An 11,743-nucleotide genomic window follows, 5' to 3' on the forward strand; every position below is an offset into this window, starting at 1 on the left:
TGTGTATTCGAGAAATAGAGCTTGGTCAGCTTGTTGAGCATCCCGATGCCGATCAGGTTCGACACGGGATTGCCGTCGATGCTCAGTTGTTCGAGGCGGCGCAGTTGCAGGACGCCCTGGATCGAGGGGATCTGGTTGTTGCGGATCCAAAGCTTCGTCAGCCCCGGTATCGCCGACAGCGCCGAGACGTCGGACAACTGGTTGTCGGACAGGTCGATGGAGGTGAGATTGGCCATCACCGGGAAGAGCGACACGCTGGTCAACCCGCGGTTCTTCGCGTCGGCGAACTGGCGTGAATTGAGATCGTCGTAGGCTTTGCCGCAGGCAGCCTTGCCCGAGATCGACAGCAGCGCATTCACTTCCGTGGCTTGCGCGGGTGTCAGAAAGTCAGTCTGGTTCCGCATCAAGCATGCCGACAGGAAGTCGGTCGCTTGCACGGGATTGTCGGAAAGATCGAGATTGATCAGGCCCGACAGCGCTGCCAGCGGCCTGACATTGACGATCGAATTCTTTGACAGGTTGAGTATGCCGAGGTTGGTCAGGCCGGCAAGCGGCGCGACGTCGGTGATAGCATTGCTCGATAGGTTGAGCGAGGTGAGTTGCGGCAAGGTCGCGAGCGGACGTAGGTCGCTGACGATCTTCGACGAAAGGTCGAGCGCCGTGGTCGCCAGCAGGTTGTTGCCGACCGCGGCGCACGTGCCGCCGCCCTCCAATTCGACCATGGCGCGGATGGTCTGCCCAAGCGGGGTCGCCGCGTCGCGATGCAGCACGCACAGGTCAACAAAGCTCTGCCCGCCGTCCGAGACGATTGGATTGCCGCTGAGGTTGATGGCCAGCGTCGAGGGGAAGCTGCCGAGATTGGCGAAGGTCTCGATCTTGTTGTTGGCGAGGTTGAGGCTGGTCAGGCCGCCGAGGGCGCTGAGCGGATCGAGCATGTCGCCTGTCAGTCCATTGTTGGCGATGGACAGTGTCGAGAGCGCCTGCAGGAATTGCAGCGGCTCGAGGCTGGCGATCTTGTTGTTGTCGAGCGTAAGGTTGGTGAGCAGCGCCAGCGCCGACAGGGCGCGGATGTCGATGATGTCGTTGTCGGAGACGTCGGCCCGCGTCAGCGCGATGAGCGGCGCCAGCGCGTTGATGTTGCCGACGTGATTGCCGGAAATGTCGAGGAAGGTCAGCGTTTTGAGCTTGGTCAGCGGCCCGAGGTCGGTGATCGAATTGTCGGCGATCGACAGGCTCGTGAGGTTCTTCAGCACCGCAATCGGCTCGATCGACTGCACGCCCTTGCCGTTCAGGTTGAGCGTTGTGATCGATTCCAGAAAGGCCTGTGCCGCGGCGCAGGCGGCCGGGTCGCCGAGCGCCGAGACCCCGCCGGGCGTTGAATCGAGAACCGCCATCACGGTCGCCGTCTCAGCCGGCGTGCGGTCACCCTTGACGCACCACTTTGCGAAGGTCGTCGGCTTGTCGACCAGCGGCGCGCCGGAGAGGCACGTGATGGTGTGGATCTTGCCGGCGAAGAACGGCGTTGGGTCGGCGTTCAGAGCCTGGTCGAGATTGAGCTTCAGCTCGGTGACCAGCGGCGCGCAGCTCGGAATGTAGAGCCGGTCGGAAAACGTCGTCGCGCCGAAGTCGGAGGGGAATTGCAGGTAGTAGACGAGGCCGCTGCCATTATCGTGCGCGAAAACCTTGATCGGATATGTGTCGCCCGACGGGCACAGCAGTGGATTGGCGGCGGGATCCGCGGCGACGATTGCGCTGTCGACGGCGGTCAGCACCTCCGAAGGAACCGTCGCGAACCCAAGGCCGCGGATCACCGCTTCCTCGTCCGCCTGATCCTTGCAGCGGATGCGGTAGCCGCGCCCGTCCGAGATAAGCAGCGGATAGTGCAGCCGGTTCGCCTCCAGCCCCGGATCCTCGAACAGCACAACCTTCGGCTCGTCCGCGCGGGCCGGCCCGGCGGCCACGAGCACGACCACAACAAGGAGCAATTGGGCGATGCGGTTCATCGGATCTCTCCTTTCGAGCTCAGGCTGATCGTTGCGGCTCAATCAGCCCGGGCGACTGGCAGCACTACCTCTCGTCCGCCGCCTTGATGGTCCAGTAGCCTGACGGATCGCGGTCGCAGGTGAACTGAAGGGCCGGGATGTTGTTCAAGTTGCTCACTCCGCCGGCAATGGTCAKGCACTTGCCCGTCTGGACGTTTTCCGCCTGAACACCGTCGCGCGTCTCGACCAGGTTCCAGCGGCGCGAAGGGTCGCTGTCACAGTTGAACTGCAAGGCCGGGATGTTGTTTTCGGTGCTGATCCCGCCGGCAATCGTCAGGCACTTGCCCGTCTGGGCGTTCGCCACCTGGAAGCCGTCGCCTGTCTCAACCAGCCTCCAGCGCTGCCATTGACTGCCGTTGCAGTCGAATTGCACCGTCGGTGCGTTGTTGTCGGTTCTTCCTTCCGCGACCGACAGGCACCTTTCGGTTTGCCTGTTCACCAGCATCACCTCGGGGTCAGCCGCCCGGATGCTCCAGAACCGCGACGGATGTCGGTCGCAGTTGAACTGGAGGGCAGGGACGTCGTCGTCGGTGCTCTCCCCGCCGGCAATTGTCAGGCATTTCCCGGTCTGCACGTTTTCAGCCTGGAAGCCGTCGCCGGTTGCGGTCAGCTTCCAATGTCGCGATGCGTCCCGGTCGCAGTCGAATTGGAGGGCAGGGACGTTGTTATCGGTGCTGACCCCGCCGGCAATCGTCAGGCATTTTCCGGTCCGTACGTTCTGCAGCTGAAAACCATCATCCGTCTCGACCAGTTTCCAGCGACGCCACTGGTCGCCGTCGCAATTGAACAGGACGGCCGGGGCGTTGTTGTCGAGGCGCCCCTCGGCCACAGCCAGGCACTTGCCGGTCTGCATGTTTGCCAGCACCACGTCGCCTTCCTTCACTGCCGTGATGCAGGCTTCAAAAATCTTGCCGGAGGCCACGGTCGATTGCTCCGGTCGACTGATGCAGACCGGATTGCCGTCCAGCGACGGATTGAATGGCAGGATGGCGCTGACGGATTGCGCCGTGGCCAAGCGGTTTGCGCGCAGGTTCGGAGCGGCGAGTTTGGTCAGGCTCATCAAGGGACGCGCATCCGTGATCCGGTTCTTCGACAGGTCAAGCGCGGTGAGCTCTTGCAGAAACCGTAGTGGCGACACGTCGACGATCTTGTTGCTGGCCAGAACCAGCCGGGTCAGCGCCCGTGCCGAGGCGAGCGGCCGTAGATCGGCGATCTGGTTGGAGCTGAGGTCGGCCTCGGCCAGATCCTTCATCGCCGCCGCCACGCTGATGTTGCTGATCCGATTGCGCGACAGATCGAGGAACGTAAGCTTGGTCAGCTTTTCCAGCTCGCGTATGTCGGTAATTTCATTGCCGGACAAGGTCAGGCTCGTCAGATGGGTAAGTGTCGCCAGCGGCTCGAGGTTTGTCAGCCGTCGCCCGGCCAGGTCGAGTGTCGTGCTCGACGCGAGAAAATCCTGTGCGCTTGCGCACGCCACCGGATTGCCAAGGGCCGCGGCGCCGCCGGGTGTCAGGTCGAGCAGTTCCTCGACCGTCGTCTGCTGGGCCGGATCAAGGTCATCCTTGATGCACCAACTGGCGAAGGTCGTCSTCCTTCCGACAACCGGCGGCCCCGCAACGCATGCGATGGTATGGACCTTTCCGGCGAAGAATGGGGTCGGGTCGGCGTCGATCGCCTGATTGAGGTCGAGCTTCAGTCCCTCGACCAAAGGCCCGCAGCCGGGAATGTAGAGTTGGTCGGAAAGGGATGGCGAACCGAAATCGGTCGGGAACTGCAGATAGTAGACGATGCCGCTGCCGCCATCATGCGCAAAGACCTTGATCGGGTAGTTCTCGCCGGATGGACACAACAGCGGATTGGCGGCTGGGTCGGCCGCGATGACTGCGTTGTCGACGACGGTCAGCACTTGCGAGGGGACGGTGGCGAAGCCCAGTCCGCGGATCACCGCTTCCTCGTCTGCCTGGTCGTTGCAGCGGATGCGGTAGCCGCGACCTTCGGAGATGAGCAGCGGATAGTGCAAGCGGGTGGCGTTCAGCGTCGGGTCTTCCAACAGGACGACCTTCGGTTCCTCGGCCCGGGCCGGACCGGCATGGATCACCGCGAGCAGCGCCAGCAGGTGGAGCAGCGATCGGGCGATACGGTTCATCTGCCAATCCTCCTTTCGCTCTATTCGACGAGGCTGAAGCGGCCCGGCCCGCAGGCCCGGCTGGTATTGTCGTGTGCGATGTCGTTGCCCGGCAGCAGGAAACTGGCGCTGGAGGCGCTGTCGGCGAAGCTGACAGCGCAGCGGAAGCCGGACACCGTCGAGGTGGTGAAATTCGCCGACGAACCGCGCTCGAGCTGGATAGCGGAGCCGACCGCAAGGCCGGCTGCCGTCGGCGCCAGCCCGTCCGAGCGACCCGCCACGACCGCCCCGCGCAACACCAGCGGATTGGCTGCGGCGATGTCGGTGAAGTCCATCCGCATCAGGCTGTCGGAAGTGAGCACCGCGCCGAAACGCGCGCGGACAAGGGTGGAGCGGACCGGCGCCTGGGCCGAGATCAGCAGCCGGGCCCGAACGCCCTGGATCGCCAGCATGTCTGCTTCAACTCTGAGCCCTCGCGCATAAAGGTCGGCCAGGCACAGCGACGCGCCGCGCGCCATCGGTGACAGTCCGTCCGCCACGGTGCCGATGGTCACATCGTCGAGCGCGACCGCGCCGTTTTGAGCGATCACGGCGACGACCTCATCGGTCGTTTGATCGGCCGCCCGCGCCAGGTCGATCCGCTCGAGTTCGAGCCGAGGCAACCCGTCCGCGACGATGATCACCCCGGTCGCGGACAGGATGCATGAGGACGTGCCGGCAGGCACCCGGTTGGCGGTGCCGACGAGCCGCGTGCGGGCGACGCCGGGGGCTGGCGCCATGTGCACCGTCTTGAACGGCAATCCCTTCAGGATAAGTGTCTGCGGCGCCTTGACCGATGCGGGCAGTTCGAGCCTGAGATTCGTCCGTCCGGCGCAATCGCCCTCGGATGAGAATTGCGCCAGCGTCAGCGTGCCGCCATCATTGACGCGGCGAACGCAGGTATCGCTGGCCGACCCCCGACAGTCGAAACCGGTACCCGGCGGCGGAGTGGCGGTCAGCGCGCGATCTGTCTCGCCCATCCAGTCGCCAATGCCGGGGGCGGACAGGCCAAGCGCCGATGTTAGAAGCGGGCAACCCGTGAAGGACAGCGTCCGCCCTTCCGCGAAGGTCCAGTCCAGCCGCGTATTGCCGAGTGGGTCGAGTGAGGTGATGGACAGGCCAGCGGACAGCGGCGACAGGCCGAGGTCGATGCCCGGTTGCGCGAAGGCCGCGTGCTCGCGCTGATAGCCATCGCAATTCGACAGACACAGGTCGACGAAGGGCGCCGAACGAAGCGCCGCCACAGCGTCGGCGCCGAGCAGGGTTACCCCCTCGGCCTCGGCGATGCCGAAGAATGCCCGCAGCTTCGTCTCCGCCGCTTCCGCTGCGGCCACATCTGCGATGACGTCGCGCGTCGCCTTGCCGTCCAGGCGCGCAATCGGCAGGTAGGAGGGCTGCGCGCCTTCGCCTGGCGGCGTGTATCGCACGACATAGACCGTGTCGCCGATGCTTTCGGCGCTGAGGAAGGTTTCGAACCGGTGCAGGCTCCAACGGGCCACGCTCGCCGCCGCTATGTCCGATGGACCGCCGAGATCGCCGCGCCCGCAATCGAGTACGAACGGTGTCCCGACGTCGGGCGGCGCGGCAAAACCCTGGAGCACGCCCGGCAGTTGCAGCCGCTCGCGGATGGCAAGTGCCGCCTTGATCTCGGCGCAGGCAGTGGGCACGGCGAAATAGCCGGTGCCCGAGGGGGAAGGCAGATAGTAGTTGCCGGATGCTTCGACATCGGCCCAGATCGCGGTCGTCGCCGGCCAGTCGATATTGAATGCCGTCCCGGGGCATGGCAGCCGCGGCTGCATCCCAAAACTGTTTTCAGTTTGAAGCTTGGCGAGCGTCGCCTCCGAGACTAGCGCGGTGTCAGCCAGGTGCAGCAACCTTTTCGCCTGGCCCGGGCTGGAGCAGCCGGCAAGTTCCACCGCCTTGCCGTCGAAAAGCGCGACATAGACGTCGTTGTTCTGGTCGGTGACGAAAGCGGCAAGCTGCGGCTCGGCGCGGGCCACTGACGTGCCCGCGAGAACCAGGGTGAGCAACAACATGACCGCCTGTCTCATCTCAATTCGCTCAAGCAGCTTGCGGCGCGCGCGGGGTCCATATTGACCTCGGTCATCAACGGATCGAGGCCGGCTGACTGGCACAGCGCCTGGACCGTGATCGAATGCGGCCCTTGGAAGTCGACCGTAAGAGTTCCATTGGTGATCTGCCCGTTCTGGCCGACGCACAGCGGGTTGTTGGCAAGCGCCGGCCGACGGCAGGTCCGGATGACGTCGGCCATCGCGCGGCGGTTGGTCAGTTCGCAGAAATAGATGCGGCAGAAGGCGGCGACCGAGGCGCGGTTCTCGGCGTCGGCATTGATGATGCGCTTGATGTCGCCGACCAGCGCGCTCGCCTTGGCCTCGAAGGCGAGGCCGTCGACGCGCGTCTTCTCGCCCGCGATCTCGCCCGATCGTTCGGTGATCTTCGGCATCAGGTTGATGTTTTCCGAGGTTATGAACAGCCCGCCCTTCCACCGGTCGAACTCGTCGAGGATCGAGGTCGCCCTCAGGATCGCCTCGCGGTAGGCGTTGTAGATCGGCCCCATCTTGGTGTCGCGCGCCGCTTCGTAGACCTGGTTCAATGCGGCGTATTCCTTGTTCACTGTGTCGGCGCCCGCCTTAATGTCATCGATGCCGGCGCGCGAACTCTGCACCAGGCCCTCGGCTCGTTTCAGCTTGCGCGAAAACATCGCGGTGATCGGGCTCTCGACGCTGGCGAAGTAGCTCTCGATGACTTTGCCGGCAGCCCCGTCGGCGAAGGCATCGATCTCGGTGTCGGACAGATTGGAGATCAGGCCGCACTGGGCGTCGAAATCGGCGCTCAAGGGCCCGGCCTGGCAGGCGCTCATCTCGGCCAGCCTCTGGTCAAGCGTTCGGTTCGAAGCGAGCCCGTCGGCATATTCGAACAGCGCATGGTTCCATTCGATCGCGTTCAGGTCGGCCTGGCTGTGCCGCCGGTCGCGGCAGAACAGCGTCTGCTCCATCCGGTTCTGGTTGCCGGAAGCCCGGTAGGCGTCGAGGTGACGCGTAGCCTCGGCGCAGGTCGCCAAGCCTGAAATCAGCCCGGCGAGTTGCTGGTGGACGGGCGGCAGTCCGCGTGTCTGCGCCTCCCGCATCAGGTTGGCCGCACGTTCGCTGTCGCTTGGACTGCGGGCCGGGCGGTGGAAGACGCAGAGGCCTTGCTCGAAGGTCTTCAGCGTCCCGTCCGGAATGGCCGGCCCCTCGCAGTTGGGAGCGTCGAGAACGCGCGATTCGATCGTATAGCCGGCGAGATTGTCGACGAAGAGGTCGCGCGCGGCCGCTCCCGTCGCGCTGAGCGCCAGACCGAGCGCTGCTGTGGCGACGACGGCTCTCATGGCGCGCTCGCGAAGATGAAATAGAGGGTGAACACGGCGCCGTCGAACGGGCAGTCGCTCGGCTGCAGCGACAGCCGGTAGGAGCCGATCAGCGGCGCGCCGAGATAAGGCAGGATCAGGCTGGTGTCGTTCGACGGTCCGGGCGCGCGCGGGAATTTGCGCGCCTGGTAGCGATCCTGCACCCAGTAGCGGATGATCCGGCTGATCTCGTCGCCACTGTCGGCCTGGTTGAAGAAGGTCTGCAACGCGACGCGCTCCGGCCCGACCGAAATGTCTGCGCGGACCTCGCTCGACCCCTTGGTCAGCGGCTTGAAGATGAAGCCGCTGCCGCGGTGTTGCAGGGCGAAGCGGTTCCACTGCGCCCCCGTGCACTGGTAGTCGGTGCCGGCGAAGACATCGATCAGGGTCAGGTTCTTGCGCTCGCGGAATTTGTTGGGCGCCCACAGCGCGAAATAGCCGTTTGCCTTCATCAGCGCGTCGGTCGACGCGAAAGGGGAAACCTCGAACTCGACATTCTCGTCGAGCGCCAGCTTGCGGGCGAAACCTGAATTGGCGGGCACGACGATCTGGGCGACATCGATGTTAATCTGGCGCTCGTCGAAGAAGCGCTTGGCAACGATGTCGTCGATCATCGCCTGGAGCTGGGTTGCGTTGCGCACATAGACCGCGGGCACTGTCGCCGCGTCGCCGGTGAAGGCCTGCACCACTTCAAAGCGGCGCCGCATCAGGTGCATCAGCCGGTTGGCGGTCTCGAGCACGCGCCGCTTGGTCACCAGATATTCGGGAATGCCCTTCATCAGGTCGGCGATGGTGTCCTGGTTCGCGATGAACAGATTCTTGCGCGTCGCCGGATCGTCGATCTGGGTGACGAGCTTGGTCATGTCCTCCTGCTGCTTTGTCACCTCGGCCTGAACGTTGCTCTGGAACTTCAGGATGCTGTCCTGCAGCGCGCGGCTCTTCAGGCCGAGATCCTTGGCCTGGTTCAGTCCCGCGACGAGTTCCTCGGTGTTGCCGCGCGACTGCGTGATGCGCTGCTCGACGAAGGCGAGTTCGGCATCGTTCAGTGCCAGCATCTTGTCCTTCTGCCGGTCGCGCAGTTCGTTGATCAGGTTGGTCGAGGCATTTGATTCCTCGGCGAGGCCTGTCACTGTCGTCTGCGCGGCGCGGACGCGGTCGATGCGGCCGTTGGTTGCCGCGACCAGTTCGGCGACACGTGCATTGTCCTGGTTGAGCTGGGCTTCCGACAGGGACAGCTTGTCGAGTTCGAGATTGAGGATCGCGATCTCATTGGTCAGCCGGTCGATCGTGCGCTGCTGGTCGGTGATCTGGAAACTCAGCATGTCGTTTTCGCGCGCCTGAAGATCGAGCCCGGCGAGGATGCGTTCGTGGTCGGACTTGAGCCGCGCCACCTGCTCGTCGATGCTGAGATCCTGGCTCTGGCAGTCAACCGCCGCCATCGAGCCCTGCAGCGTCAGTTCCTTGATCTCCTGCGCCCCTTGCGCCAACCGGCCGGCCAATTGGAAATGCGTGTCGACCAGCGCCCTTGCTTTGAGCGCCTTGTCGAGATCGAGTTGGCCAATCGCCTGGCGGAGCTGCGTGAGGCGCTGTTTCAGCGCGTTGATTTCATTAATATTCGCCTGAGTGATCTGGCCGGTGGTGATGATCGTCGACAGGATGGATTGGGCCGCTTCCAAGGCTGCCCTGATCGGTTTGGCGACGTCCACCACAGTCGCGACGCCGCTGCCCAAACCGCAGGCGCAGGTGATGATTTCGGGCACCGCGGCGCCGATCGAGTATGCACCTTGCACCGAAGTCAGGATGACCTGCGCGGCCTGTGTGGTGCCGTTGAACGCGACGAACCAGGCGATCACTTCCGACAACTGGCCGTCGACCTGGTCACGCGCCTCCTCGAGGTCCGCCTTCCTCTTCGCATAGAGGTCCCTCTCGGCTTCGTAGAGTTTCTTGGCGAAGTCCGTTTCTGTCTGGGAAAAAGAACCGCAATCGACGTTCGCAAGTTCCTGCGGCAGCGGGATGTTCGATGTGATCATCTGCTGGTCGGCGATCAGCGGCTCGACATCGGCGAAGTCGGCGCTGCCGATGACGCACTTCATCAGGAACGCTTTCGCTTGTGTCTGCGAGTTCAAGAGCTGGGCCCTGAGGCCCGACTGACCGTCCGGGCCGCACATCTGGGCAACGTATTGGTTGCGCGTGAAGGCCGGCGTCACAGTTTGGCATGCCTGTTCGCCCGCGAGCAGCGGCGTGAACGGATGGTCGGCCGTATCTCCGATCAGGGCGAGCTGATTCTCGATGCCGCAAAGCTGCTCGCGGTCGACGGCCCGGCGGCGCTGATAGAGGTCGGTCTGGCGCAGTTGCAGTTCGGTGATTGTGTCGTTGGCGCGGGCGATCGCGCCCTGGTTGTTGGCGATCTGGGTTTGAAGGATCTGCCGCTGGCGAACCGCCTGTTCGAGCTGGTTGGCGTTGCGCTCCGTCTGGCGGGCGTATTCGGTGATCTGGCTCTCGAGCGAGGAAATCTGCAGATCGAGGTTCATCTGGGTCATTTCCCAGTTCAGCAGCCAGCGCAGTTCGTTGCGTCGCTCGACCTCGGCCTCCTTGGAGAGGACGATGAGGTCGAGTTCCTGCCTGTCATTGATCTGGCGGCGCTGGTTTTCGAACTCGGCTATCTTGGTGCCGAGCTCGATCTCCAGCGATCTGATCTGCTGGCGATAGCCGAACGTGTCCTTCTCGGCGTCGACCGCGTTGATCTCTTGCTGGACAGTGGTGGCGWAGGTCTGCGCCTCGTGCTCCAGCTTGCCGATCTTGTGGGCGATAAGGTTGACTTCCTGGCTCCGGATCGTCCGCTCCTCGTCGAGCGCGCGCGTCGCTTCGCCTTCCTTGTTGGCGTACCACCGCTCGACCAGCGCCTCGACATTGCGCTCGACCTCGGTCAACCGCAGCTCGCTCTCGGCCAGGGCCTGCTGCAGGTCCTCGAACGGGATCGTCGTGAACTGCATCGGGTCGATGTTGAGGAACAGGAAGCCCTTGCGCACGCTGTCCATGCGCGCATCGAGGTCGCTCTGCTGCAGCAGCAGGTCGGCGCGCAGGTCGTCGTAGGTGGACTCGCCCGGAATATCCATCTGCGTCTCGACCAGCACCCACATCGCGGCCTCGTAATTGGTGTAGGCCTTGGAGAGGTTGGGTTGGCTGTCGAGGCCAGCGCCTCCGACAGCGCCCAGCGTATCGCTGACCAGAAACTCGAGCGCCTTGACGCGTGCCTCCGAGACGGTCTGGTACCAGACGTCGCCGGTGTTCATCAGCAGCTGGATCTTCAGCGAGGACAGCGCCGTCAGCTGCCGCACGAAGGTGCGGTAACTCGCATCTGCTCCCGCCGCGGTGCCCTGGTCACCGCCTTGTTGTCGGGCCAGAATGCGAAGACCCCGGTCGACGATCTCGATGCCTTGCCGGCCGAATTCCTGCGCCGCTTGCGGCGAGACGGGCGTATCGTTGCGGCTGACGCCGCTCGCCGACGACAGGAAGGGCATGTCGGCGGCGAGGAACAGGCGATAGCGTCCAAGTTGCAGGTGGCAGTCGAAATCGCACACGATCGCCAGTCGTCCGGTCGTCTCGTCGCCGCAGGTCGTCAGGAACTGTTCGAGTTCGGTGGCGACTTCACCCATGTATTTCACGTCGGCGCGGAAATTGGCGATCTTGAGCAGCGTCGTCAGTTGGCCGGCATGGCCGGCCGCCGCGTCGACGTCGAGCGCCATGCAGTCCTGCCCGCGCGCCATTCCCGCAGCGCCGAAAACGATGCTGGCGACCAGTCCGCAAAGCAGGAAGAACCGTCTCATGGTTGCCCCGTCGACAGAAAGACCTCGGAAATCTGGCGCACGTGCCGGGCGAGTTCGGCCATCTGCGCCTTGGAAAGCGATGGATTCTGGAACCGCCCGACCACCGCCCGGGCATGGTTGATGCAGTCCTCGTAAGGGCCGTTGATCGTCGCGGTCAGCGCGCCAGTGTCGAGCGTGAGGTCGAGCCTCGAATACGCTCCGGCCAATCCTGCGCAGGAAGAAAGCTCGGCGGTGATCGCCGGATCGTCGACGACGTGCGCGAGGCCGGAGAGAGCCGTCATGACGCCTTCGATCTGCCCGACGA

General features: G+C 64.1%; 6 protein-coding genes. All 6 read right to left on the reverse strand.

The window, feature by feature from the left end; translation table 11 throughout:
* The coding region (locus tag ACXJ7R_RS14430) for a leucine-rich repeat domain-containing protein (RefSeq protein ID WP_457152425.1) at positions 1–2,003 on the reverse strand (2,003 nt) is incomplete at its 3' end.
* Positions 2,004–2,067: 64 nt separating this feature from the next.
* On the reverse strand, positions 2,068–4,188 hold the full coding sequence (locus ACXJ7R_RS14435) for an RICIN domain-containing protein (RefSeq protein ID WP_457152426.1): 2,121 nt from the start codon (positions 4,186–4,188) through the stop codon (positions 2,068–2,070).
* A gap of 20 nt (positions 4,189–4,208) precedes the next feature.
* Complete coding sequence (locus ACXJ7R_RS14440) at positions 4,209–6,242, reverse strand: hypothetical protein (protein WP_457152427.1); 2,034 nt, start codon at positions 6,240–6,242, stop codon at positions 4,209–4,211.
* An 11-nt stretch (positions 6,243–6,253) separates the two neighbouring features.
* The gene (locus ACXJ7R_RS14445; protein WP_457152428.1) at positions 6,254–7,594 is read right to left on the reverse strand and encodes a hypothetical protein; all 1,341 of its coding nucleotides are present in this window, start codon (positions 7,592–7,594) and stop codon (positions 6,254–6,256) included.
* Positions 7,591–11,439, reverse strand: a complete 3,849-nt coding sequence (locus ACXJ7R_RS14450; RefSeq protein WP_457152429.1) for a hypothetical protein — start codon at positions 11,437–11,439, stop codon at positions 7,591–7,593. Before ACXJ7R_RS14450 ends, ACXJ7R_RS14445 begins: the two co-directional genes overlap by 4 nt.
* On the reverse strand, positions 11,436–11,743 hold a 308-nt coding region (locus ACXJ7R_RS14455; RefSeq protein ID WP_457152430.1), incomplete at its 5' end, for a hypothetical protein. The genes ACXJ7R_RS14455 and ACXJ7R_RS14450, both read right to left, overlap by 4 nt.

The sequence above is a fragment of the Mesorhizobium sp. P5_C1 genome, assembly GCF_054049815.1.

Excerpts from the sequence above, each read along its gene's own strand:
- ACXJ7R_RS14440 (WP_457152427.1), bottom strand. The coding sequence starts at position 6,242 with ATGTTGTTGCTCACCCTGGTTCTCGCGGGCACGTCAGTGGCCCGCGCC.
- ACXJ7R_RS14445 (WP_457152428.1), bottom strand. The coding sequence starts at position 7,594 with ATGAGAGCCGTCGTCGCCACAGCAGCGCTCGGTCTGGCGCTCAGCGCG.